We start from the raw sequence: 23,547 nt of genomic DNA on the forward strand, positions 1-23,547 counted from the left end.
AAGCCCACCCGCCGGCGTCTCACGCCGCGCCCTGCGCGCGCGCGGCGTTCAGCGCGCGCTCGAAATATGCGACGACCGCATGCCCGTCCCCGAGCTCGGCCCGCGCGGCCTCGAGCGCCTCATGCAGCACGCTCGCGGCCTCCAGCCGCGGCAGAACCCCGCCCGGATCGAGCTGCAGCCGCGCCGCCACGGCCCGCAACAGAAGCCGCGCATTGGCCCCGGCGTCGGCCCGTGTCCGGCCGGCCAGCCGGTCCAGCCAGTCGCCGCCTTCGGGGAGGGGATCGGCCGGGCCGGCCGCCGGCGCGGCGCGGCGAAGCGGCGGGACCGGCGCGCGTGGCGTCTGCGCGGGCGCCATGCGGTCGATGGCCTCGAAGATGCTGTCCTTCGGATGATCGAGAAGCCGGGCGCTCAGCGCCTTCATCGCCGGGCCGTGGAAAAACACCGGGGTGCGGCCCAGACGCGCGAATTTCTCGAATATCCTGCTGTATGCCTGCACGCCTTGCGGCGGCACCAGCAGGTTCACGATGAACGGGTCGGCATGGAAGAAACCGTCGAAGGTCTGGAACAGGAACCAGGACTCGTTCGCGGCCCGCGCATTGGCCTGGGACCGTTCGAGCGCCCACCAGCAATCATAGGCAAGATCCGGCCGGCGCTGCACATGCGTCTGTATCCGGGGCATCCAGACCCCGGACAGGAAGGACTGGAAGGCGCCGTCGCCGGTCCTGTAGAGCGCATTGCCGTTCAGATGCGACTGGAGCCAGGTGTCGAGCTCGCCGACGCCGGCATAGACCGAACCGATCACCCAGGCGCTGGCATGGCCGGCGATCACCTCCTGCGCCGCCTCGATCCAGCCGGCCTGCACCGGCAGGCAGTCGAGCTCGACCTGCAAGGTGAAGCCGCCGTGCCGGCCAGCCTGCTCGAGCGTCCTGTGAAACAGGAAATTCGGGCCGGCCCGCGTTCCGAAGGCCCCCTTCCGCGCCGCGCGCCCGCGGGCATAGAGATCCCGGTCGCCGCTGAGCCCGGCGCTATGCGCCGAGAACCCCGAAAAGCAGCGCCCGAGCCTGGGATGGGCGCGAAAGATCGCTTCGGCTTCGGCCAGCCGTTCGGGGGTGGCATTGTTGGCCATGACCATCAGATGCGGCCGCGGGGTCCGCGGGTCGAGCACCGGGAAGAAGCGGTCGTCCGACCACAGCGCCAGAAGCGCGGCCAGATTGGACCCGATATCCCGCTCGATCAGCGGGACGGCAACGCAGCGCAGGACGGGGTCGGCGGCGCTGGAGGCGGCCGCGGGCGGCAGAGACAGGTTCATCGTCATGCGTGGCCTTCGTTCGCGATGGAGCCCCGGGGGGCGATCCGCCCTCCGCTGAGCCTGCGGCGCACCCTGCGCCCGTCTTAGGCGTGCAACCGGCAGCTGTCCAGCATCCGCGCACTGCACAATATCCGGGCATAGGGCGGTTGCGCTTGCGCCTGTGCACATGTTATCGCGGCGACATGGCTTTTTCCCAATATGCCCGGCGGTAACCTATTGGCATTGGGGGGGTTTGTTATATCCCCGTTTCATGGGGCCGAAGCGCGCTGCAGGTGACATAGGTGGACAGATGTTTGTCGAGTCGATTGGATGCTGAAAACCAATTTTACCGATGAGCGGCAGGTGGCGTGGCTGGATGTGCTGCTTCGAAGCCTGCCGCCCGAGGCCCGCGCGCCGCTCCTTGATCGCCTGACGCAGCCGACCCTCGCCGCCGAGCGCGGGGACGATCCCATCCCGGCACTGTCACAAGGCCGGGGGGCGGCCCCGGCGGCGCTGCGGTTGCTGGCGTTTTACATCGCCCAGGCCCAGGCGCGCAGCGCCTCCGGCGATCCGGCGGCGCGTGACGCGGCGCAGCGGGATCTCGAATTCATCCACACCCGCCTGGCGGAGGACGCCAGCCGCGGCCAGCCGCAGCCCGCCGGGAGCGGCGCGGCGACGGCAGACCCCCGGCCCGACCCGGCGGCGCCCGCCCCGCCGGCCCAGGGCGCCGCCCAGTCCCTCGACGAGGCCATTCGCCTGGCCTATCGGCTGGCCGTCAAACGCGAACCCGTGGAGGACGAGATCCAGATCTGGCAGCGCAATTTCGCCAACGGCCTGCCCTTCCACGAATTTCTCCTGGGCATGTCCAAAGGCGCCGAGGCCAGGGCGCGCCAGGCCGCCGAACACGTCGGCGGGGACATGAGCGATGGCGATTTCGTCCTCGCGCTGTTCCGGATCGTCAGGGGGCGCGGCTGCAACGCCTACGAGCTGCAGGCCGTCCGCAAGCGCCTCGAAAGCGGCGCCGCCACGCGGCCGAACCTGCTGGCGGAGTTCTTCTCCGAGGCCGTCAAGGAAGAGCGCAGCGGCGCCGACCAGGCCGTGCATGACGGGCTGTCCTGTTCGATCATGGGCACCGCGCGGTTCCTGACCCTGGCCGAATGGCAGAAGAAGGCAGAGGACACCGAGGCGCTGGCCGCGGCGCGCGCGGCGCTGCGCCCGGCCACGCCCTTCACCCTCAGGGCCGAGGCCGGGCTGCGCGTCAGCGCCATCACCAGCCTCTATTGCGGCGGCGATTTCATCGAGCAGTTCATGGACAACATCACGTCCCAGACCTGCTTCGACCGCCATTGCGAGCTGATCATCGTCGATGCCGACTCGCCCGAGAACGAGGCGGAGACCATCGCCCGCTATCTCGACCGGCACGAGAACATCCGCTACCAGCGGATGAACTCGCGCATCGGCATCTACGAGGCCTGGAACGTCGGCGTGCAGATGGCGCGGGGCCCGTATCTGACCAACGCCAATCTCGATGACCTGCGCCGCGCGGATTCCTTCGAGATCCAGGCCGGCGCCCTGGACGCGCTGCCCTTCGCCGATGTCGTGTACCAGGATTTCTACTATTCCTTCGATCCCCGCCTCGACTGGGAGGGGGTGGCCGCCTTCGGCTACAAGAGCGCGCTGCCGGTGGTGACGCCGCACAACATGCTGCGCTTCAACTCGCCCCACAACGCCCCGATGTGGCGCAAGGCGCTGCATGACGAGCTGGGCCTGTTCGACGCCAATTACAAATCGGCCGGCGATTACGAGTTCTGGCTGCGCTGTCTCGCGGCGGGCAAGACCTTCTACAAGGTCAACGAGCCGCATGTGGTCTATTACCAGAACCCCAAGGGGCTCTCGACGCGGGCCGACACCCGCGGCATCATCGAGGGCAAGGCCGTGACGCGCAAATACGCCCCGCTGCTGATGCCCGAGGAGCTGACCTGCGATTTCGACGATTTCGTGACGCGGTTCCTGGGCGGCGACGCGGAGCCGGAGCAGTTTCCGAATCATGACCGGCATGTCGCCGTTCAGAAAACTCTCCGCGACCTGACGCGGCGTTTCAAACAGGGGAAACCGTGATGCGGCTGGTTGTCGATGGCGTCTTCTTCCAGTTGAACAACACCGGCATCGCCCGGGTCTGGGAGACCGTTCTGCAACTTCTGGCGGCGCGGGCGGAGTGGGAGATCTTCCTGCTCGACCGCGGCGGCGCGCCCCGGATCGAAGGGATCACGAATGTCCCCTTCCCCGCCTACAAGGCCGGCGACGTGGCCGCGGATTCGCTGCTGATCCAGAAGGTCTGCGACCACCTGGAGGCGGAGGCCTTCACCTCGACCTATTACACCACGCCGCTCTCCGTGCCGATGGTGCTGATGGTCTATGACATGATCCCCGAGCGCTTCGATTTCGACATGAGCCTGCGCGGCTGGATGGAAAAGGAGACCTCCATCGCCTACGCGCAGCGCTATCTGTGCATCTCGGAATCGACCCGCCGCGACCTGCTGCATTTCTACCCCGAAATCCCGCCGGACCACGCCCGGGTGGCCTATTGCGGCGTCGATACCGCCACCTTCGCCGAGCGCCCCGCCGGCGAGGTGGCCGCGTTCCGCGAGGCGCATGGCCTCGACCGGCCGTATTTCCTGTTCGTGGGATCGCGCGTGCAGCACAAGTCCTACAAGAACAGCGACCTGTTCTTCTCGGCGCTCAAGCAGATGACGGCGGTGGATTTCGATATCTTCTGCGTCGGCGGGGAAAAGGAGATCGAGCCCCAGGTCCTGGACAGCCTGCCGGAGGGCGTGCGCGCCCAACGCGTGGTGCTGAGCGACCATGATCTCTCGCTGGCCTATGCCGGCGCCGCCGCGCTGGTCTACCCCTCGCTCTACGAAGGGTTCGGCATGCCGGTGATCGAGGCCATGGCCTCGGGCTGCCCGGTGATCACCACCCGCCGCGGCTCGCTGGCCGAGGCCGCCGGCGACGCCGCCCTGTTCGTCGAAGGCACCTCGGTGCCCGAGATGGCGGAGGCGCTGACCCGGGTTCAGGACCCGGCCGTCCAGGCCGACCTGCGCGCCCGCGGCCTGGCCCATGCCGCGCGCTTCCGCTGGGAACCGATGGCCGAACTGCTGGCCGGGCAGGTCGAGACCGTGATCGCGGCGGGGAAGACCCCGGAGGCGCAGGCGTTCTTCGGCGAATGGGCGCGGCTGCGCAACATTCAGGCCAACGTGGACTATCTATAGGGCGGGGACGGACATGCGGCGCGCACTGATCTGCGGCATCGGAGGACAGGACGGCAGCTATCTGGCCGCGCTGCTGCTCGACAAGGGCTACGACGTCTGGGGCACCTCGCGCGACGCGCAGGCCGCCAGCCTGGCCAACCTGCATGCGCTGGGGATCGCCGGGCGCGTCCGGATCCTGTCGATGGCGCCCAAGGACTTCCGCAGCGTCTTTCTCGCCGTCGAGCGCAGCAACCCCGACGAGATCTACTACCTGTCGGGGCAAAGCTCGGTCGGGCTGTCCTTCGAGCAGCCGGCCGAGACGCTGGAAAGCATCGTCTCGGGGGTGCTGAACATGCTCGAGGTCGTGCGCCTGCGCGACGGTCAGGTGCGGTTCTACAATGCCGGCTCCAGCGAATGTTTCGGCGACACCGGCGACCGGCCCGCCACCGAGGACACCCCCTTCCACCCGCGCAGCCCCTATGCGGTGGCCAAGGCCTCGGCGCATTGGCTGGTGGCCAACTACCGCGAGGCCTACGGGCTGCACTGCTGCACCGGCATCCTGTTCAACCATGAATCCCCCCTGCGCCCGGCGCGCTTCGTCACGCGCAAGATCGTCGCCGGGGCGGCGCGCATCGCGGCGGGAGAGGACGAGCGGCTGGTGCTGGGCAATCTCGACATCGCCCGCGACTGGGGCTGGGCCCCGGAATATGTCGACGCGATGTGGCGGATGCTGGCCGCCGAGACCCCCGAGGATTACGTGATCGCCACCGGCGAGACCACGCGGCTCGAGGATTTCGTGGCCGAGGCCTTCGCCTATCACGGGCTGGACTGGCGCGACCATGTCGACACCTCGGCCGAATTCGCCCGCCCCAGCGACATCCAGGTCAGCCGCGCCGATCCCACCCGCGCCGCCGAGCGCCTGGGCTGGCGCGCGCAGACGCACATGCGCGACGTGGTGCGGAAAATGTGCGCGGCAGAGGCCCGGCGCGGGCTGAACTGACCTGCCGGTCGCAAGGCCGTTTTGTCGTCGACAGACGGTCGCGGCATGTTATGAGACCTTCAAGAAACAGAGCAAAGATGGCCATGCCCAGCGAAGAAAACATCCAGATCCTGCGCGACAACCTCGCGCAGAGAAACCACCCTGCCCACCACATCTGCAAACCGACAACCCGGCTGGTGGTCGAGGGATACCCGCGCAGCAGCAATTCCTTCGCGGCCGAGATGATCGCCGTATCGGCCAACGGCATATTGCAGCGGGCCGAGATAGCACATCACACCCACGAGGTCGCCAATCTGCAGATCGCCGAGCATCTTGGCATCCCCAAGATCATCCTGATTCGTGAACCCGAGAACGCTATCCTGTCGTTCCACATCTATTCCGAGGCGCCAATCGAACGCTGTGCGGAGGAATATGTCGCCTTCTACAGCGGCGCGCTGAAGCTGATGGACAAGACTGCGGTGGTTCATTTCCGCGAGGTGACTGACGATTTCCGCACCGTGATCGAACGCATCAACGCCATCGGCGGCTTCGGCATTCCCGAAGACCAGGATTTCGCCGCGATCCGCGAGCAGGCGCTGGCGCTGGTGCGCAGTCTCGCCCCGAAAAACAACGCGGAGGACGCGATGCGGCAGGTCGCGGCCCCGGATGAAAAGCGCGAGCAGATCAAGCAGCAGCTGCGCGGCGAGGTGCAGGCCTATCTGGCCGCCCACCCCGAGGTGCAGCAGGTCTACGAGCGCCTGATGGCGCGGGCCGGGCTGACCCTGTAACGGGCCGGCCTTTGCCTTTTACAGCGCGTAGCCGTAGAAGGCGCCGACCTCGCGGAAGATGTCGTTGAGCTGCGCGATCGTCTCCGGGGCCAGCTTCTCCGCGTGATCGCCCGGGGTGCCCTTGCGGATATGCCTGGTCTCGTCTTCCTTTTCGGGGCGGATGTCGTGTTTCTGCGCCACCTGCGCGATGACCCCGGCCGGCACCTCGATGCCGAAATGATCGAAGATCTCGCCCAGGAAGGTTTCCTTGTCGAAGAAGATATCCTCGTAGCGGCGCAGCAGCCCGAGGTCGAAATTCAGCGAGTCGCGATAGGCAAGCAGCTTGTTTTTCAACTGGCGCGACGCGCCCAGAACGTAATCGTCGATCGGGCGCTCCTTCTTGCTCTCGCGGGCCGCTATAAACGCCTCGGCATTCTTCTTCGGCAGGGCGTGGCTGCCCGACTTCGTGCCATAGGAGAAATATTCCGACACCAGCGCATCGCGCGGATCGCGCACCAGCAGAACGAAACGGCGCTCGGTTAGCGGGAAGCCGGTCGTGCACAGCACCGGGGGCAGAAAACGGAAGCCATAATATAGCATCCGCTTTTCGAAGACCGGCAACAGCTCGGGCGCATTCATCCACTGCGCCGCCGGAATGCCTTCGGAAAACATCACATCGGGCACCGACACGCTGGGAATGTCCTGCTGCTCGCAGACCTCTCCGATCATCCTGTTCATCATCGTGCTGCCGCACTTGTGGATCGAAAAGGCAAAACAGGGATCGAATTTCGCTTCCTTCTTGGGAAGCGCGGAAAAAACTGCGTCGAAATCCATTGCCCACCTCTGCTCTCACGATGTGCCGCGACAATAGGCCGTCGCGCAAGCCGCTGCAACGGCTGGCCGGGGCCGAGGGCGCGCCGCCTTGCCTGTTTCCATTCCCCCCGTATGATCGGGGCTATTCTGGCTCGGAGGCTTTGATGAAATTACTTGTGGTTGCAAATTGCCAAGGTCAATCCATCCGGCAAATTCTCGAAGCCGGGAGCGACCACAACGCCGAACATGTGGTGGTGCACACGGTCGATGCCTCACGGATGACCGGGGACTATCTGGCCGGGTTCGATGCCATCGTCGCCCAGGATATCCGCCCGGATCGCAGTGACCTGTGGGAGCGTATCGACAGTCATCCCCGTCTCATCAGGGTCCCGGCCCTGATCTTCAACGGTTTGACGCCGGACCAGGCGGTTGTGCAGCCCCTGCCCTCCGCGCCTGCGGGGCTCTGGGGCAATGTCTCCCGCATCATGCTGGCCGCCTGGAAACGCGGGCTGTCGCGCGCGGAGACAAGGCGGCTGTTCAACCCCGAATTCATCGACGCGATGGGCTATCGGAGCGATTTCGCCACGCATCGGCGGCTCTTTCTCGAAACCCTGTCGCGCTACACGCCGCGCGCCGAGTACCTGTTCGGCAAGTGGTTCGACCGCGGCGTTTTCTTTCACATCGGCAACCATCCGAAATCCTTCGTCGTCGAGGATATCCTGCGCGACGTGCTGGAGCCGCTTGGCATCGCGCTGCCCGCGGCGCCGGTGTCCGATCATCTGCCCGATCCACTTGCGCGCGACGTGATAAACCCCAACCTCAACCACCCGGCCGCCCGCAACCTGCTGGACCGGCCCGATCACGTCTACAAGTCCGGCGATCGTGTCTTCTCCCTTGAGGCCATGATCGCCCGCACCTTCCGCCAGCTCGATGCCGCCGACGGCCATCTGCGAATCAACGACCGCGACCTCGAGCGTTTCGACGCCGCCCATGCCGCATGGGCCGGGCGCGCGCCCGAGCCCTTGCACAACCCCTACATGCGCCGCCCGCCCCATGCCTTCTGGTCGCGCGCCGTGGCCCGCCCGGCGCCGCAGGACGTGCGCCCCGGGCCGCAGATCACGCCGGTGATCGGCCGCGACACCCGCGTCGCCACCGCCGGCAGCTGTTTCGCCCAGCATGTGGCGCGGGCGATGGTCGCCGACGGGCTGAACTACTATGTCGCCGAGCCCGCGCCCGAGGGCATGTCCGGCGAGACCGCGCAGGAGCGGGGCTATGGGCTGTTCTCGGCGCGCTACGGCAACATCTATTCCACCCGGCAGCTGCTGCAGCTGATCCAGCGGGCCTATGGGACCTTCGCCCCGGTGGAGACCGCCTGGGAGGTGGAGGGCGGTTTCATCGACCCGTTCCGGCCCAATATCGGAGAGACCTTCGCGACCGTCGCGGCGCTGGAGGCCGCGCGCGCCGAACATCTGGCGAAGGTGCGCCGGATGTTCGAGACGCTCGATGTCTTCGTCTTCACGCTGGGCCTGACCGAGGGCTGGATCGACCGGCGCGACGGCGCCGCCTATCCGGTCACGCCGGGGGCCGTCACCAAGTCGGCCGACCCGGCGAATTTCGCCTTCCTCAACCTCGGCCATGCCGCGGTAAAGGCCGATCTGATCGCCTTTCTGGGGGAGCTGCTCAGGGTCAACCCGAAGGCCCGCGTGATCCTCACCGTCTCGCCGGTCCCGCTGATCGCCACCTACGGCGATCAGGATGTCCTCAGCGCGACCACCTACAGCAAGTCGGTCCTGCGCGCCGCGGCGGAGGAGGTCGCGGCCCTGTTCGACGCCGTGCAGTATTTCCCCTCCTACGAGATCATCACCGGCGCCTTCAGCCAAGGCGCCTATTTCGAGAAGGACCTGCGCGGCATCCGGCCCGAAGGCGTGGCCCATGTCATGGATGTGTTCCGCCAGCGGCTGGTGAAAGGCGCCGGGGCCGAGGCCGCCGCAGCCGGGCCCGCGCCCGCCCCGGAACGCAGCCGCGACGACATCGCCGACGAGATCTCACGGCAGATGTCCGTGGTCTGCGACGAGGAACTGCAGGTCCGCGACACCTGACGCGGCGGCGGGCGCGGCCCGGCCGGGGCGGCATTCTCAGGCGCCGGGCTCGTTCCCGGCGTCGCCCGGCGCGCCGGCCTCTCCGCGGCGGGCGTCGCGCAGCAGCATGGCCCCCAGCACGGACTCGCGCCGCTGCCGCTGCCGTTCGCTCGCGGCGAGCCGCTGTTCCAGCGCGTCATTCAGCGTTTCGAGAAGATGCTTCTGCGCGACCGCCTCGCGCAGAAGCGCGACCTGGCGCTCGGCGTCGGTCCGGGCCGCGTCCAGTTCCTCGGCCTCGGCCAATGTCTGCGCCAGGCTTTCACGCAGCAGACCGCATTCCCGCCGCAGGGCGGCGGCGCTGTCGGCGGGGGACCCGGCCGGCGCGCGGGCGGCGGCGGCCAGATCCGCCCAGATCGCCTCGAACGCGGGCAGGTCGAGCACGGGGTCGGGCCGGGGGCCGTGCAAGACGGCCTCGAGCCTCCCGAGCAGCGCCTCGGCCGCCGGATCGGACCTCAGCACCGCCATCGCAAGCAGCAGCATGAGCCCGGGCCGGGGCTGGCCGTCGCCCGCGTCCTCTGCCGGCTCCGGGCGGGGGATCTGCAAGCCGAGCCGCGCCTCCAAGACGGCCAGGCTCGCCGCGTTTCCCCGCGCCAGTTCGGCCGCATCCATCAGGACAACCCGCCGCCTGGCAGGGCGCCAGGCCGCCAGCAGCGCCTCGGCCTGCCCTTTCCAGGCCTCGAGCGCCTGGCGCGGCGGCTGGCCTGTCGCCAGGGCCGCGGCCAGCGCCCGCGCCGGGGCCGTCACGGGCACGATGACCGGCCCTTCGCCCGCCGCGGCGAGGGCCGCGGGCAGATCGGGGAAGAGCGCCAGCTCATGGGCCGGGTGCAGGGAGGCCGCGATGGCCTCCAGCCGCTTGCGGGCCGGGCACCCCGCGGTCAGGACCGCCGCCATCATCGGCGCCGGGGCGGCCGGGAGCCGCCGTGTTTCGCCAATCCGGTTTCTTGCCATGACCTGTCCTGCCCGCCGCCGTCTCAGTCGGTGTAGAAAACATATTTCGCCGCGCCAGACCAGAAACATTGCCGGGCCACCGCCCCCGGCCCCCGGCCGGCCCGGGCCGCGCGCGCGGCCGCCAAGGACCGGCGGCGCGCGCGGATTTCGGGTCGCGCATTCCGGGGCCACGCCCCCGGTTTCCCGCTTTTAGGTTGCGTTCAGCATGTGCTTTGGCTACCCGAAAATGGGTTCAGAAATCATCTTTCTCGATTGCGTCCATCTCCCCGGGGCGGGCGCAACCAAAAAGTGGGTATGCAGCAATGACGAAAAAAGCCCTCATCACAGGCATCACAGGGCAGGACGGATCCTATCTGGCGGAATTTCTTCTTGAAAAAGGCTACGAAGTGCACGGCATCAAGCGCCGCGCCTCGCTGTTCAACACCCAGCGGATCGACAGCATCTATCAGGACCCACATGTCAACAACGCGCATTTCAAGCTGCATTACGGCGACCTGACCGACACATCGAACCTGACCCGCATCCTGGCCGAGGTGGAGCCGGACGAGGTCTATAATCTGGGCGCGCAATCCCATGTGGCGGTCAGTTTCGAGGCGCCGGAATACACGGCCGATGTCGACGCGATCGGCACCCTGCGCCTGCTTGAGGCGATCCGCTTCCTGGGGCTGCAGGACAAGGCCCGTTTCTACCAGGCCTCGACCTCCGAGCTTTACGGCCTGGTGCAGGAGATTCCGCAGAAGGAGACCACGCCGTTCCACCCGCGCAGCCCTTACGCGGTGGCCAAGATGTACGCCTACTGGATCACGGTGAACTACCGCGAGGCCTATGGCATGTATGCCTGCAACGGCATCCTCTTCAACCACGAGAGCCCGCGCCGCGGCGAAACCTTCGTGACCCGCAAGATCACCCGCGGCCTGGCCAATATCGCCCAGGGGCTCGAGCCCTGCCTCTACATGGGCAATATCGACGCGCTGCGCGACTGGGGCCATGCCAAGGATTATGTGCGCATGCAGTGGATGATGCTGCAGCAGGACGCGCCGGAAGACTACGTCATCGCCACCGGCAAGCAGTATTCGGTGCGCGAGTTCATCACCTGGTCGGCGGCCGAGCTGGGCATCACCCTGCGTTTCGAGGGCGCGGGCGTGGATGAGGTCGGCATCGTCGAGACGGTCGAGGGCGAGGACGCGCCCGCGGTCAAGCCCGGGCAGACGATCGTGCGCATCGACCCGCGCTATTTCCGCCCCGCCGAGGTGGAGACCCTGCTGGGCGATCCCACCAAGGCCAAGGAGAAACTGGGCTGGGTGCCGCAGATCACCACCCAGGAAATGTGCGCCGAGATGGTGGCCGAGGATCTCAGGACGGCCCGGCGCCACTCGCTCCTGAAACAGCACGGCTACGAACTGCCGGTATCCCTGGAGAACGGTTGAGGGCCGAAAGGGCCTGTGCCGCCAGACCTCGAGATCCCGAACACCCGGAACAGGGGCCCCGGAGCCATGCAAACCGTCTCTCTCGTCTCCCATCCCCGCGGCGGGCAGCCTTGCACCCAGAGGCTGCTCGGGCGGGTGAGCGCTGTCGAAGACGACTGCGGGCCCGCCCGACGCTCCCCCTGCCCGCGCACCGCAGGCTCCAGAAGATCCGCGGCCCCGATCCCAAGTTCGAAATCCCGTGGGATCGTCTCGGCCTTGCCTTGTTCCGCCGCCCGATGTTTTCCTTCACATCGCAGCCGGGATCTTTCGAAAGTCGGATATCCGTTGCATGAAGAACCGGTCTCCGGGATTCGCGGGACGGGAGGTGCAAGGACGCTGGAGCTTGCAGGTGACGACGATGTGCTCTGAGCGCCGCCGCGCCGGGCAGACGGTATCGCTTGCACGGCCCATGAAAGGAGATGTTTCCATGACCCGGGAAACCGACACCAGAACCGAAATTTCCGAGGCGGATCTCCGCGCGCCGGGGATTTTGCGCAAACAGGGCCACGGCCTGGCAAAACCGGCGGACTGAGAGAATGGGGCGGACTCCGACAGGTTTCACAGAGCAAAGGGAAGCCATGCGTATTTTCATCGCAGGTCATCGAGGAATGGTGGGCGGCGCGATCCTGCGCCGGCTCGAGGCCCGCAAGGCCGCGGGCGAGGCGCTGGATCTGATCACCCGCACCCATGCCGAGCTGAACCTGACCGACCAGGCCGCCGTGCGGGACTTCATGGCAGCCGAGAAGCCGGACGTGGTGATCCTGGCCGCGGCCAAGGTGGGCGGCATCCACGCCAACAACATCTACCCGGCCGATTTCATCTATGAAAACCTGATGATCGAATGCAACGTGATCCACCAGGCCTTCGCGGCCGGGGTCACGCGGCTGCTGCAACTGGGGTCGAGCTGCATCTATCCCAGGGCGGTGCCGCAGCCGATGCGCGAGGATGCGCTGCTGACCGGCACGCTGGAGCCCACCAACGAGCCCTATGCCATCGCCAAGATCGCCGGCATCAAGCTGTGCGAAAGCTACAACCGCCAGCACGGCACCGATTACCGCAGCGTGATGCCCACCAACCTTTACGGGCCGGGAGACAATTTCCACCCCGAGAACTCGCATGTCCTGCCGGCGCTGATCCGCCGCTTCCACGAAGCGCGCGAAGCCGGTCTCGACGAGGTGACGATCTGGGGCACCGGCACGCCGCGGCGCGAGTTCCTGCATGTCGACGACATGGCCGAGGCCTCGCTTTTCGTGCTCGACCTGCCGCGGGAAACCTACGAGGCCAACACCCAGCCGATGCTCAGCCACATCAACGTGGGCTCGGGCACGGATATCTCGATCGCCGAACTGGCGCGGCTGGTGGCCGACGTGACCGGCTTCAAGGGCCGCATCACCTGCGACACGTCCAAACCCGACGGCACCATGCGCAAGCTGATGGATGTGAGCCGCCTGGCCGGGATGGGCTGGCGCGCGCGGATCTCGCTGGAGGAGGGGCTGCCGGAAACCTACCGGTGGTTCCTCGACAACCAGGATGTCTTCCGCCGCTAAACGATTTTACATGAAGGATTTCGATCATGACGCAGGCCATTCATCCCCTTCTTCTGTGTGGCGGCTCGGGCACACGGCTCTGGCCGCTCTCGCGCAAGAGCTACCCCAAGCAGTTCGCCCAGCTGACCGGGGATGAGAGCCTGTTCCAGGCCTCGGCGCGGCGGCTGTCGGGCAAGGGGTTTGCCGAGCCGATCGTGATCACCGGCTCGGATTTCCGCTTCATCGTCACCGAGCAGCTGGCCGCGATCGAGACCGGCCCCGCCGCCACCCTGATCGAGCCCGAGGGCCGCAACACCGCCCCGGCCATCCTGGCCGCCGCCCTGGTGCTGGAATCCCATGCCCCCGGCGCATTGATGCTGGTCGCGCCCTCCGATCATGTGATCGAGGACGGCGCGCGGTTCCGCGCCGCGGTCCAGGCCGCGGCGCCGACCGCCCAGGCCGGGCAGCTGGTGACCTTCGGCATCCGCCCCGACCGCGCCGAGACCGGCTATGGCTGGCTGGAGATGACCGAGGCCCCGGGCGCGGATTTCGCGCCCGTCGCGCAGAAGCTGAAGCGTTTTGTCGAAAAGCCCGACGCGACCGCCGCCCAGGCCATGCTGGAGGGCGGTCAGCACCTGTGGAATGCCGGGATCTTCCTGTTCTCGACCGATGCCATCATCGCCGCCTTCGAGACCCACGCGCCCGACATGCTGGAAGGCGTGCGCGCCGCGGTCGAGGGCGCCGAGAAGGACCTGTCCTTCACCCGGCTGGCGCCGGAGCCCTGGGGGCAGCTCGACGACATCTCGATCGATTACGCGGTGATGGAAAAGGCCGACAACCTGTCGGTCGTGCCCTATGGCGGCGCCTGGTCGGATCTTGGGGGATGGGACGCGGTCTGGCGCGAGACCGGGCCGGATGCCGACGGCGTGGTGACCTCGGGCCCGGCCACGTCGATCGAGTGCCGCAACACCCTGCTGCGCGCCGAGGATGCCCACCAGCGCCTGGTGGGCATCGGGCTGGACGACATCATCGCCGTGGCCATGCCCGACGCGGTGCTGGTTGCGCACAAGGACCGCGCCCAGGACGTCAAGAAGGCGGTGGCCGTGCTCAAGCACCAGGGCGTCGCCCAGGCCGAGACCCTGCCGCGCGATTTCCGCCCCTGGGGCTGGTTCGAGAGCCTGGTGGTGGGGCCGCGCTTCCAGGTCAAGCGGATCGTGGTGCATCCCGGCGCCTCGCTCAGCCTGCAAAGCCACCATCACCGCGCCGAGCACTGGATCGTGGTCGAGGGCACCGCGAAGGTGACGATCGACCACGAGGTCAAGCTCGTGACCGAGAACCAGTCGGTCTATATCCCGCTGGGCTCGGTCCACCGGATGGAAAATCCCGGCAAGGTGCCGATGGTGCTGATCGAGGTGCAAACCGGCAGCTACCTGGGCGAGGATGACATCATCCGCTACGAGGATGTCTACGCCCGCGGCCAGGGCGCCAAGGGCTGAGCGCCACCCCGCCGGTTGCGGCCCGGTTCAGGCCGAAACCGGCGGGTGCGCGTCGCCCGGCAGATGGATCGGCGCGTCGGACAGGATGATCGGCTGCGGGAAGGTCACCGCCTCCGGCGCATCGGCCCCGTGCGGCAGGATCAGGGTCAGGCGGATCGCCCCGCCCACCCGCGCCACGTCCGACGCGAGCCAGTCGCACGCCACCGCCTCGCGCGGCAGGACGGCGCCCTCCGCCAGATCCGAGAAATCGAAATCCGCGCCGTTGACGGTCAGGATGTCGCCGCTTTTCGACAGGTTGAGCGTGTCGTCGCGGCGCTGCGGGGAAAAGCTGATATGCATGCGTGTCTCCTCAGAACCAGCGGCCGAGGGCGTGGCAGTCGAGCTTCGGCGCGTCGGCGGCGCCGAACGCGGTTCCGCTGCGCGCCCAGACCTGCGCCGACAATGCGGTGGCCGTATTGTTGCCCCGCACCGGCGTTGCATCGCCGCGGCTCAGACCGGAGGGGACATCCGTGCCCCAACTGTCCCCGGCAAGGGTGATCTGCGAGACGGGGGGCGCGGCGAAGGCGGCGGGGAATGTCCAGTTCGCCGCGCAGTAAGAGCCGCTGATATAGGCCGTGGTCTTGCTCACCCAGCAGATCTGCGTCCCGTCCGCGAGCCGGACATAATCGCCGTTGGCGTTGCTGCCGCGCTCGATCACGGCGCCGGTGGGGGTGCCGGCGGATTGCGAGGCGGTGCCAAGCAGGTTTCCCGGCCCGTAGACGTGATCCGCCCGGGCCAGCCGCCCGGCGGTGGTGTCCGTCGCCGCCTGCTGAACCGCGTCCCCGGTGACCTGTCCCGTCACCTCCAGCCCGCCGGGCAGGCTGGCCCGGCCGGTCGCCGCCTCGAGGCGCAGCCCGGTGACCCAGGCCGTCCCGTCGGCGCTGAGCCTGATGCTGAAATCGTCCGATCCGGCGGTCCCCATCTCGGCCCGGCCCGACCAGCCGGTCTGGAACAGCAGGCTGGCGGTGTCGGCCCCCGCCGCCTTGTTGATCTTCATCCGGTGGTCCGCGCCCTCATGGGTGAACAGCGTCGCCGGCGCGGCCACCGCCAGCCGGTTGGTCGCGTCATAGCCGGTCTGCACGCCGATGCCGTCGAGCCCGGAAAGCGTGGGCAGATCCCAGGCGGCGCCGGTCCACAGGCGCAGCGCCTGCCCGGCCTTGTCCGCGGCCCGCCAGCCCGGCCGCGGCGCGATGAAGGCCCACGCGCCCTCCACCCAGGCCGCCAGTTCGTCGGCATGGCCCGCCCAGTCGCCCACCGGCGCCGCCCCCAGCGCCCAGACCTGCCCCTCCTGCGGGCTGACGGGCGGGGTGGAGGCCCCGAAGGCCTCGACCGCAAGCTGCACCAGCAGGTCGAGCCGCAGCAGCGCCTCGTTATGGGTCACATGTTTCTGCGCCTGCGACGGCATCAGCAAGGGGAGGGACAGCCGGGCAGAGGTATCGGGCATGGATGGCAACTCCAGAGCGGACAGGATCGCCCGCAACCCTGGGAGCAATTGGTTGTCATCCGGAAAACGCAGCGCGCGGAGCCCCCCGGGGGGCCTCAGCCCCGCCCGAGGAAGCCGCGCGCCACGTCCAGCGCCTCGCGGATGGTCACGTCCATGTCGAGATAGCGGTAGGTGCCCAGCCGGCCGACGAAGCTGACCCCTTCGGTCCCGGCGGCCAGCGCCTCGTATTCGGCCAGCAGCACCTTCTCCTCGACCAGGCGGATCGGGTAATAGGGGATGTCGCCCTCGCCCGCCGCGCGGCTGTATTCGCGGTAGCAGACCGAGCCCTCGTGGCTTTCCCAGGGGCTGAAATGCTTGTGCTCGGTGATCCGCGTGTAAGGCACGTCGCGGTCGCCGTAATTCATCACCGCGCAGCCCTGGTAGTCGCCCTGGTAGGTGAAGCGCTCGAAATCCAGCGTGCGGTAGCCCAGCCGCCCCAGCCGGTAGCCGAAATAGCCGTCGAGCGGGCCGGAATAGAAGACGTGGTCGTAGCGCCCGGCCCGGTCGGCGTCGAAAAAGGTCTCCAGGTGCACGTCAATCGCGGGATGGTCGAGGATGCGCGCGATCATCGCCGTGTAGCCCTCTTCGGGCATGCCCTGGAAGCGGTGGAAGAAATAGTTGTCGTCGTAGTTGAAGCGCACCGGCAGGCGTTTCAGGATCGAGGCCGGCAGTTCGGCCGGCGAGCAGCCCCACTGCTTTTCCGTGTAGCCCTTGAAGAACGCCTCGTAGAGGTCGGGCCCGACGAAGCGCAGCGCCTGCTCCTCGAAGCTCTGCGGATCGGCGATCGAGCGGTCGGCCTGCGCCTCGATGAAGGCGCGCGCCTCGTCGGGGCGCAGGGTCTTGCCGTAGAACTGGTTGATGGTGTGCAGGTTGATCGGCAGCGAGAACACCTGCCCCCGCGCGGTGGTCTTCACCCGGTTCCGATAGGGCAGGAACGTCGCGAAGCGGTTGACGTAATCCCAGACCTCGGCGTCGTCGGTGTGGAAGATATGCGGCCCGTAGACATGGACCATGACCCCGGTCTCGCCGTCGCGCTCGGTATGGCAGTTGCCGCCGATATGGCGCCGCCCGTCGATGACGGTGATCTCGTGCCCCGCCTCGGCCAGCTGCCGCCCGATCACCGCGCCGGACAGGCCGGCCCCCACCATGAGAAGTTTCATCGCGCCCCTTCCAAGTTTCCCGGATCCCCTCAGGCCATAGGCAATCGCCCCCCCGGGCGCAACCGGGCGCGCGGCGCGGGCGGCGGGCCGTCGGCAGGGAACCGCCTCTGGAAACTAAAAAGAACCGAACTTGACACGGATCAAGGAAAGCGGGAGCACTCGGGAAATAACCTTTACCTTGACATGCTTTAAGCTTTTTTATGGGAGACCAGTATGGCTGTTATCAATGGCACAGGAGCAGGCGACGTCCTGTTCGGCACACGGTATGACGACCGCATTTCAGGAAACGCCGGCAACGACATCATCGCGGGCAGCGACGGCTATGACCAACTGTTCGGCGGCCTCGGCGCCGATGTCATCGACGGCGGCTCGAACCCCGACCTGATCCTTGGCGGTCCGGGCAATGACGTGCTGTCAGGCGGCACCGCCGGCGACACGATCTACGGCGACAACCGGGGCAGCAGCAGCGGCGGCAGCACCGCGCCGGTCACCACCTCGAATTCCACCACGATCCCGTCCTCGGGGCAGGATTTCTCGGTCAGCCTGACCGCACCGGATGCCTCGGGCGCCTCGTCCTACGCGATCAGCGGCTTCGTCAGCACCGGCGCCGTGACCAGCGGCCAGGTCAATATCGCGCTGGCCGTGGACGTTTCGGGCAGCACCGGCGGCACCTATAGCGGCACCCCGGTGGGCGACGTGAACGGCAACGGCACGGCCAACGAGATCATCGACGGCGAGATCGCCGGCGCGCTGGCGCTGCTCAATTCGATCCGCTCCGCCGGCTTCGGCAATGCCAATGTCAACCTGATCACCTTCGACAGCAGCGTGCAGCAATCGCTGACCATGCGGGCCAACGCCGACGCCAACAGCAACGGCATCCCCGACCTCAACGAGGCGCTGCGCGGCCTGACGGCCCTGGGCGGCACCGATTTCGAGCCGCCCCTGCAGCAGGCGATCAGCTTCTTCAACAGCCAGACCAACGGGCAGAACTACGTCTTCTTCCTGTCCGACGGCGTGCCCTTCAGCACCACCAACTACGCCGACGAGGTCAGCACCCTGATCAACCCCTCGGGCATCGACGCCACGATCCGGGCCTTCCCCATCGGCAGCGGCTCCAGCCCGCAGTCGCTGGACATGCTCGATGACGGCGTGGACAACGATTCGGCGCCGCAGATCACCGACCCCGGCGCACTGAGCGCGGCGATCACCGGCAGCGGCCTCACCCCCGCCGACGTGCAGGAGGTGCGGATCTTCGTCGACGGCGTGCGGGTCGCCACCATCCCCTCCTCGGCCCTGACCGCGACCCCGTTCGGCCTGCGCTACGAGGCCACGCTGACCGGGCTGAGCACGGTCAACCCCGAAACCGTCCGGGTCGTCGCCGTGGCCTCGGATGCTGCGCACACGGCCGTGGGTACCAGCCAGGTGGTCGAGGCGCTCTCCACCGACGGCAATGACGTGCTCTTCGGCGGCGACGGCTCGGACGATCTGTTCGGCGAGGGCGGCAACGACCTGCTGTTCGGCGGCGAGGCCGACGACCGGCTCGACGGCGGTCTCGGGGCCGACACGATGCACGGCGGCGAAGGCGAGGACGTGCTGCTCGGCGCGGGCGGCGACGACGTGCTCTGGGGCGGCGTCGGCAACGATCAGGCCTTTGGCGGCGCCGGCAACGACACGCTGGGCGGCGCCGAGCAGGACGACGGGCTGTTCGGCGCGGGCGGCCGCGACGTGATCTACGGCGGCGACGGCAACGACGCCCTGGGCGGCGGCGACCTCGGCGACACGCTCTATGGCGGCGCCGGCGCCGACGGCCTCTATGGCGGCGACGGCTGGGACGTTCTCTATGGCGGCGCCGGGGCCGACAACATGTGGGCCGGCACCGGCAACGACATCCTGAACGGCGGCGCCGGCAACGACTCGCTGGCCGGGGGCGCGAACGCGGACGTCTTCGTCTTCGGCGACGGGTTCGACCGCGACGTGGTGCGCGACTTCACCAACAATGTCGACACGCTGCAGCTGAACGACAACCTGTGGAGCGGCACCCTGACCGCCAGCCAGGTGGTCTCCAGCTTCGCCACCGTCTCCGGCGGCAATGCGGTGTTCGACTTCGGCGGCGGCGACGTGCTGGTGGTGCAGGGCGTCACCAACCTGTCGATCCTGGCCGACGACATCCTGATCTTCTGACCCGGATACATAGCCCCCGAGGCCCGGCGGAGCCCCACTCCGCCGGGCCTCATCGCATCAGCGGTTCATCAGTTCCAGATGCAGCTCGATCGCCTCCTCCAGGTCGTCGAAATACTGCAGGTGGCCGTTTTCCAGCACCACCCCCGCATCGCAGAACTGCCGGATCTGCGGCATGCTGTGGCTGACCAGGATGGCGCTGGAGGATTTCATCCGCTCGCGGAACACCGCCTCGCTCTTGCGCTTGAAAAGCGCATCGCCCACCGCCGTCACCTCGTCCACCAGATAGGTGTCGAAATGGATCCCCATCGAGGCCCCGAAGGTCAGGCGCGAGCGCATCCCCGAGGAATAGTGCCGCACCGGCATGTGGAAATGCTTGCCCAGTTCGGCGAAATCCTCGACGAAGGCGAGCAGGCTGTCGGTATCCACCCCGTAGATGCGGGCGATGAAGCGCACGTTCTGCGCCCCGGTCAGATCGGCATGGAACGAGCCGCTGAACCCCACCGGCCAGGAGATCGTGCCGTCGCTGACGATGCGCCCGCTGTCGGGGCGCATGGTGCCGGCGATCATCTGCAGCAGCGTCGACTTGCCCGCGCCATTGCGCCCCAGCAGCGCCAGCGACTTGCCCGTGGGCAGGGTCGCGTTGAGGTCGTCGATCACGACCTTGCGGCTGCCCCGCACCCAGAACCCCTTGCTGAGGTTCTCAAACCGGATCATCGCACGCCCCCGCCCTATCCTCGGTCGCGGATGCTGTAATAGACCAGCACCAGGATGCCCCAGACCATGACCAGGAACAGTGCCGCCAGGCCGAACATGACCAGCCGCTGCGGATATTCCGAGCTCTGCGCCAGGGTCGGCCGGATATAGGTGGCCAGGTAGCGGCTCTGGCGCGAGGCCTTCTCGCGCGCGATATCCAGCGCCGCCAGCGCCGCGCGATAGGCTTCCTCGGCATATTCGCGGTCCACGATCAGCCCCTCGTATTCCGAGATCAGCGTCGGGTAATCGGCGCCGATCCCGGCCACCTCGCCCCGGGCGAAGGCCTGCCGCTCGACCGCAAGGCGCTCGCGGATCACGTCGATGCGGCGCTGCGCCTGGGTGACGCGCGGATCGCCCGGGTTGGAGCTGCCGGTCAGCAGGTCGAACTCGACCAGCGCCTCGGCCAGCTGCTGCTGGAGATTGTTGATCACCCCCATCTGGCCCTGGATGTCGGCCTCGGGATCGACGATCTGGGTCCGGGTGCGGAACTCGGTCAGGGCCTGGCGGGCCGTCTTCAGCCGCGACACCGCCTCGGCGAGATCGGCCCGGGCATAGCGGATCAGGTCGTCGCGGGCGGCGGCGTTGATCTCGTTGATCATGTTCTGGCTCTCGGCCACGATCTCCTGCGCCACGCGCCGCGCCACCTCCGGCGAGAAGCCGCGCACCCGCACATCGACCAGCCCCGACCCCTCGTCGTAGGAGACCCGCACCAGGCGGCGCCAGTACCACAGCAGATCCTCGATGCTGGCCGAGGGCCAGAGCGCGAACAGCGGATCCTCGGGCCATTTTTCGGAATAGAGCGCGACCAGGTCCAGCCGGTCGTCGATCGCCTCGACGATCTCCTGGCTCTGGATGAACTCGTAGAGGATGCTGGAATCCGACGAGCCGCCGCCGCCCGCGAACTGGGCCAGCCCGCCCAGCAGCTCGGTCGCGCTCCCCCCCTCCTCCTGGCGCACGGTGAAGCCGGTGCGCGAGACATACTGGTCGCTGCTGACCCCCCAGAGATAGATCGCGGCCGCCGCCAGCGGCGCCAGCACCAGCACCAGGAAGCTGAACATAATTCCCCAGTGCCGCCGCTTCATGCTGGCCGGCTGGGCCAGCGGCTTGATCTCGATCACCGAGGCCGGCGGCGAATCCGGTTTCTGAGCTTGCGGGGCCTTCCCCTGCTGAGGGGTCCACTGCCCCTCATTCTTCCTGGTCTGCCCTTGCCCGGACTGGGCCTTGCCCCCGCCCGCCTGCGGCGCAGCGTTGCCCCCGGGCTTCTTCGGTGCAATATTTTCTTTTGAGGTCAAAAGCTTGCCTTCCCATTAAGGGATTTGAACTCCTTGACTTTTATCTACATACTTCACCGGCAAAACACCAGCCCGTTCGAGGTCTCCTTGCCCAGCTCTCCGCCCCCTGCCCCCGCGCGCCCGGCGCTCCGGCCGAACCGCCACTATGCGCCGCTGCGCACGATAGCGGCCCTGATGCTGCGCGAGATGTCCACCCGCTACGGGCGGACGCCGGGCGGCTATATCTGGGCGGTGCTCGAACCGCTGGCCGCGATTGTGATCCTGGCCATCGGGTTTTCGCTGCTGCTGCGCACCCCCTCGCTCGGGACCAGCTTCATCCTGTTCTACGCCTCGGGCTATCTGCCCTTCAATCTCTACCATAACATTTCCCTGATGGTCTCCGGGTCCCTGAAATTCTCCAAGCCGCTTCTGGCCTACCCTTCGGTGACCTGGATCGACGCGATCCTGGCGCGGTTCCTGCTGAACCTGCTGACCGCCTCGATGGTGGCCTATATCCTGCTGACCGCGATCCTGCTCCTCACCGACACCCGCACCGTCCTGGACGTGCGCCCGATGATCGAGGCCATGGCCCTGGCCGCCCTCCTGGGGCTGGGGATCGGCACCATGAACTGCGTCCTGTCCGGGCTCTATCCGACCTGGATCATGGTCTGGTCGATCGCCACCCGGCCGCTCTTCCTGATGTCGGGCGTGATCTATATCTACGAGGATCTGCCGCAGATGGCGCAGGACATCCTGTGGTACAACCCGCTGCTGCACATCACCGGGCTGATGCGCACCGGGCTCTACCCGATGTACAACCCCGAATATGTCTCGGTGCCCTTCGTCGTCTACACCGCCCTGATCCTGCTGACGCTGGGGCTGATCCTGCTGCGCCGCTACTACCGCGAGATCCTCAACGCCTGAGCCCCTGCCCTGCCGCCGCCAGCACCCGCTCATGCGGCATGTCGGTGCGGCGGCGCAGCCCGTGCCAGACCGCCAGCCCCAGGAGCCGCAGGAAGGGGCGCAGCTCGCCGCGGTGGTGGCGCGCCTTCAGCAGCCATTTCGGCAGCACCACCAGCAGCAGGGGCCAGAACATCCAGCCCGCCGCCATGCGGTAGAGGAACAGCAGGTTGCGGTGGTAGTAATAGATCTTCCACAGCGGCCGGAACCGGCGGTCCCCCTCGAAGGTCGAACAGTCATGCTCGAACCGCACCTGCGGCAGGAACCCGATCCGCCCGCCCGCCTGGCTCAGCGCCAGGGTATAGAGTCCGTCCTCGCCATAGACGAAGAGCCGCCCGTCGGGGTAGCCCACCCGCGCGACCGCGCCGCGCGACACGAACAGCCCCACGAAGGAGGAGATATCGACCTGCCGCGCCGCGCCCTCATAGGCTGCGGGGGTGATGTGGAACCCGTCGCGCCCGCCGGCCTGCCCCAGCGTGCGCAGGAAGACGCGGGCGTGCCAGAACGGGTTGCGCGACGGGCGGTTCATGTCGCAGATCCGCCCGTCGGGGTAATAGACCGCCGCGGCCACCGCGTCCCAGCCGGCGAGGTCCTGCGCGTGGAATGCCGCCAGCGCGCCCGGCTCGGGGCGGCCGTCGTCGTCCATGACCACGATCCAGTCGGGGTCCATCTCCCCGACCACCAGGCGCATCCCGGCCTCGAACCCGCCCGCGCCGCCGAGATTGGTTTCGCTGCGCAACACCCGCAGCCGCGGGTCGTCCTGGCGCGCCAGCCATTCGGTCGTGCCGTCGGTGCAGGCGTTGTCGACGATCAGCACCGCCTCCAGCGCCTCGCGCGGGGTCTCCAGCAGCCGCGCCAGCGTCTTTTGCAGCATCGCCAGCCGGTTGTAGGTGACCACCACCGCCACCAGCCGCCCGGCGCCGCCGCCCTGTTCCCTGCCTGCCGTCATCGCGCTGCCCCGCCGCCTGCCCGCCGGCCCGCCGGATGGCAGCCGGATCGCGGCGACAGAGGTCACAAATCGCGCCCGGTGT

General features: G+C 67.8%; 19 protein-coding genes. 10 read left to right on the plus strand and 9 right to left on the minus strand.

What is annotated here, in order from left to right; all coding sequences use genetic code 11:
• Positions 1–19: 19 nt before the first annotated feature.
• Positions 20–1,315, minus strand: a complete 1,296-nt coding sequence (locus tag KCI33_RS14920) for a hypothetical protein (RefSeq protein ID WP_212525604.1) — start codon at positions 1,313–1,315, stop codon at positions 20–22.
• Between the two features lie 303 nt (positions 1,316–1,618).
• On the opposite strand from KCI33_RS14920, the gene KCI33_RS14925 reads away from it, so the two are divergent.
• The 4 genes from KCI33_RS14925 to KCI33_RS14940 all read left to right on the plus strand — a co-directional run bounded on the left by KCI33_RS14925 (position 1,619) and on the right by KCI33_RS14940 (position 6,303).
• The gene (locus KCI33_RS14925) at positions 1,619–3,406 is read left to right on the plus strand and encodes a glycosyltransferase (RefSeq protein ID WP_212525605.1); all 1,788 of its coding nucleotides are present in this window, start codon (positions 1,619–1,621) and stop codon (positions 3,404–3,406) included.
• Positions 3,406–4,557 carry a glycosyltransferase family 1 protein gene (locus KCI33_RS14930; protein ID WP_212525606.1) on the plus strand — a complete coding sequence of 384 codons (1,152 nt, stop codon included), beginning with the start codon at positions 3,406–3,408 and terminating at the stop codon, positions 4,555–4,557. The genes KCI33_RS14925 and KCI33_RS14930 overlap by 1 nt, the downstream gene beginning before the upstream one ends.
• A gap of 13 nt (positions 4,558–4,570) precedes the next feature.
• Positions 4,571–5,536: a GDP-mannose 4,6-dehydratase gene (locus KCI33_RS14935; protein WP_212525607.1), complete on the plus strand. Its 966-nt coding sequence runs from the start codon at positions 4,571–4,573 to the stop codon at positions 5,534–5,536.
• Between the two features lie 83 nt (positions 5,537–5,619).
• Positions 5,620–6,303, plus strand: coding sequence for a hypothetical protein (locus KCI33_RS14940; protein WP_212525608.1), 684 nt, complete (start codon positions 5,620–5,622; stop codon positions 6,301–6,303).
• Between the two features lie 18 nt (positions 6,304–6,321).
• On the opposite strand, the gene KCI33_RS14945 is transcribed toward KCI33_RS14940, so the two are convergent.
• A complete protein-coding gene (locus tag KCI33_RS14945) occupies positions 6,322–7,116 on the minus strand; it encodes a sulfotransferase domain-containing protein (protein ID WP_212525609.1) in 795 nt (264 codons plus the stop codon).
• A gap of 143 nt (positions 7,117–7,259) precedes the next feature.
• Here KCI33_RS14945 and KCI33_RS14950 point away from each other — a divergent pair, with 143 nt between their 5' ends.
• A complete protein-coding gene (locus KCI33_RS14950; protein WP_212525610.1) occupies positions 7,260–9,194 on the plus strand; it encodes a GSCFA domain-containing protein in 1,935 nt (644 codons plus the stop codon).
• Between the two features lie 36 nt (positions 9,195–9,230).
• Here the strand turns inward: KCI33_RS14950 and KCI33_RS14955 are convergent, their stop codons facing one another.
• Complete coding sequence (locus KCI33_RS14955; protein WP_212525611.1) at positions 9,231–10,124, minus strand: hypothetical protein; 894 nt, start codon at positions 10,122–10,124, stop codon at positions 9,231–9,233.
• Between the two features lie 359 nt (positions 10,125–10,483).
• Here KCI33_RS14955 and gmd point away from each other — a divergent pair, with 359 nt between their 5' ends.
• The 3 genes from gmd (at position 10,484) to KCI33_RS14970 (ending at position 14,669) form a co-directional block, all read left to right on the plus strand.
• Positions 10,484–11,608, plus strand: coding sequence for a GDP-mannose 4,6-dehydratase (gene gmd, locus KCI33_RS14960; protein WP_212525612.1), 1,125 nt, complete (start codon positions 10,484–10,486; stop codon positions 11,606–11,608).
• 617 nt (positions 11,609–12,225) lie between these two features.
• Complete coding sequence (locus KCI33_RS14965) at positions 12,226–13,194, plus strand: GDP-L-fucose synthase (protein ID WP_212525613.1); 969 nt, start codon at positions 12,226–12,228, stop codon at positions 13,192–13,194.
• A 26-nt stretch (positions 13,195–13,220) separates the two neighbouring features.
• Positions 13,221–14,669, plus strand: a complete 1,449-nt coding sequence (locus KCI33_RS14970) for a mannose-1-phosphate guanylyltransferase/mannose-6-phosphate isomerase (protein ID WP_212525614.1) — start codon at positions 13,221–13,223, stop codon at positions 14,667–14,669.
• A gap of 27 nt (positions 14,670–14,696) precedes the next feature.
• On the opposite strand, the gene KCI33_RS14975 is transcribed toward KCI33_RS14970, so the two are convergent.
• The 3 genes from KCI33_RS14975 to glf all read right to left on the minus strand — a co-directional run bounded on the left by KCI33_RS14975 (position 14,697) and on the right by glf (position 17,351).
• On the minus strand, positions 14,697–15,008 hold the full coding sequence (locus KCI33_RS14975) for a hypothetical protein (protein WP_212525615.1): 312 nt from the start codon (positions 15,006–15,008) through the stop codon (positions 14,697–14,699).
• 10 nt (positions 15,009–15,018) lie between these two features.
• Positions 15,019–16,152: a DUF2793 domain-containing protein gene (locus tag KCI33_RS14980; protein WP_212525616.1), complete on the minus strand. Its 1,134-nt coding sequence runs from the start codon at positions 16,150–16,152 to the stop codon at positions 15,019–15,021.
• Between the two features lie 95 nt (positions 16,153–16,247).
• Positions 16,248–17,351 (minus strand): UDP-galactopyranose mutase, encoded by a 1,104-nt coding sequence (glf, locus tag KCI33_RS14985; protein ID WP_212525617.1) that lies wholly within the window; start codon positions 17,349–17,351, stop codon positions 16,248–16,250.
• Positions 17,352–17,564: 213 nt separating this feature from the next.
• On the opposite strand from glf, the gene KCI33_RS14990 reads away from it, so the two are divergent.
• A complete protein-coding gene (locus KCI33_RS14990) occupies positions 17,565–19,532 on the plus strand; it encodes a VWA domain-containing protein (protein WP_212525618.1) in 1,968 nt (655 codons plus the stop codon).
• Positions 19,533–19,589: 57 nt separating this feature from the next.
• Here the strand turns inward: KCI33_RS14990 and KCI33_RS14995 are convergent, their stop codons facing one another.
• Together KCI33_RS14995 and KCI33_RS15000 are read right to left on the minus strand one after the other, a co-directional pair.
• Positions 19,590–20,246 carry an ABC transporter ATP-binding protein gene (locus KCI33_RS14995; RefSeq protein WP_212525619.1) on the minus strand — a complete coding sequence of 219 codons (657 nt, stop codon included), beginning with the start codon at positions 20,244–20,246 and terminating at the stop codon, positions 19,590–19,592.
• A gap of 14 nt (positions 20,247–20,260) precedes the next feature.
• The gene (locus KCI33_RS15000; protein WP_349252214.1) at positions 20,261–21,403 is read right to left on the minus strand and encodes a sugar transporter; all 1,143 of its coding nucleotides are present in this window, start codon (positions 21,401–21,403) and stop codon (positions 20,261–20,263) included.
• A gap of 348 nt (positions 21,404–21,751) precedes the next feature.
• Here KCI33_RS15000 and KCI33_RS15005 point away from each other — a divergent pair, with 348 nt between their 5' ends.
• Entirely contained in the window at positions 21,752–22,480 is a 729-nt protein-coding gene (locus tag KCI33_RS15005) for an ABC transporter permease (RefSeq protein ID WP_212525620.1), read from the plus strand.
• On the opposite strand, the gene KCI33_RS15010 is transcribed toward KCI33_RS15005, so the two are convergent.
• Positions 22,470–23,465: a glycosyltransferase gene (locus KCI33_RS15010; protein WP_212525621.1), complete on the minus strand. Its 996-nt coding sequence runs from the start codon at positions 23,463–23,465 to the stop codon at positions 22,470–22,472. The genes KCI33_RS15005 and KCI33_RS15010 overlap by 11 nt on opposite strands.
• Positions 23,466–23,547 lie beyond the last annotated feature (82 nt).

Origin of the sequence: Actibacterium sp. MT2.3-13A, assembly GCF_018139985.1 — a bacterium.
Lineage (GTDB): Bacteria > Pseudomonadota > Alphaproteobacteria > Rhodobacterales > Rhodobacteraceae > JAGSOU01.

Bases quoted from the DNA above. Each gene is read 5' to 3' on its own strand.
- KCI33_RS14920 (WP_212525604.1), bottom strand. From the start codon at position 1,315: ATGACGATGAACCTGTCTCTGCCGCCCGCGGCCGCCTCCAGCGCCGCC.
- KCI33_RS14925 (WP_212525605.1), top strand. From the start codon at position 1,619: ATGCTGAAAACCAATTTTACCGATGAGCGGCAGGTGGCGTGGCTGGAT.
- KCI33_RS14930 (WP_212525606.1), top strand. From the start codon at position 3,406: ATGCGGCTGGTTGTCGATGGCGTCTTCTTCCAGTTGAACAACACCGGC.
- KCI33_RS14935 (WP_212525607.1), top strand. From the start codon at position 4,571: ATGCGGCGCGCACTGATCTGCGGCATCGGAGGACAGGACGGCAGCTAT.
- KCI33_RS14940 (WP_212525608.1), top strand. From the start codon at position 5,620: ATGCCCAGCGAAGAAAACATCCAGATCCTGCGCGACAACCTCGCGCAG.
- KCI33_RS14945 (WP_212525609.1), bottom strand. From the start codon at position 7,116: ATGGATTTCGACGCAGTTTTTTCCGCGCTTCCCAAGAAGGAAGCGAAA.
- KCI33_RS14950 (WP_212525610.1), top strand. From the start codon at position 7,260: ATGAAATTACTTGTGGTTGCAAATTGCCAAGGTCAATCCATCCGGCAA.
- KCI33_RS14955 (WP_212525611.1), bottom strand. From the start codon at position 10,124: ATGGCGGCGGTCCTGACCGCGGGGTGCCCGGCCCGCAAGCGGCTGGAG.
- gmd (WP_212525612.1), top strand. From the start codon at position 10,484: ATGACGAAAAAAGCCCTCATCACAGGCATCACAGGGCAGGACGGATCC.
- KCI33_RS14965 (WP_212525613.1), top strand. From the start codon at position 12,226: ATGCGTATTTTCATCGCAGGTCATCGAGGAATGGTGGGCGGCGCGATC.
- KCI33_RS14970 (WP_212525614.1), top strand. From the start codon at position 13,221: ATGACGCAGGCCATTCATCCCCTTCTTCTGTGTGGCGGCTCGGGCACA.
- KCI33_RS14975 (WP_212525615.1), bottom strand. From the start codon at position 15,008: ATGCATATCAGCTTTTCCCCGCAGCGCCGCGACGACACGCTCAACCTG.
- KCI33_RS14980 (WP_212525616.1), bottom strand. From the start codon at position 16,152: ATGCCCGATACCTCTGCCCGGCTGTCCCTCCCCTTGCTGATGCCGTCG.
- glf (WP_212525617.1), bottom strand. From the start codon at position 17,351: ATGAAACTTCTCATGGTGGGGGCCGGCCTGTCCGGCGCGGTGATCGGG.
- KCI33_RS14990 (WP_212525618.1), top strand. From the start codon at position 17,565: ATGGCTGTTATCAATGGCACAGGAGCAGGCGACGTCCTGTTCGGCACA.
- KCI33_RS14995 (WP_212525619.1), bottom strand. From the start codon at position 20,246: ATGATCCGGTTTGAGAACCTCAGCAAGGGGTTCTGGGTGCGGGGCAGC.
- KCI33_RS15005 (WP_212525620.1), top strand. From the start codon at position 21,752: ATGCTGCGCGAGATGTCCACCCGCTACGGGCGGACGCCGGGCGGCTAT.
- KCI33_RS15010 (WP_212525621.1), bottom strand. From the start codon at position 23,465: ATGACGGCAGGCAGGGAACAGGGCGGCGGCGCCGGGCGGCTGGTGGCG.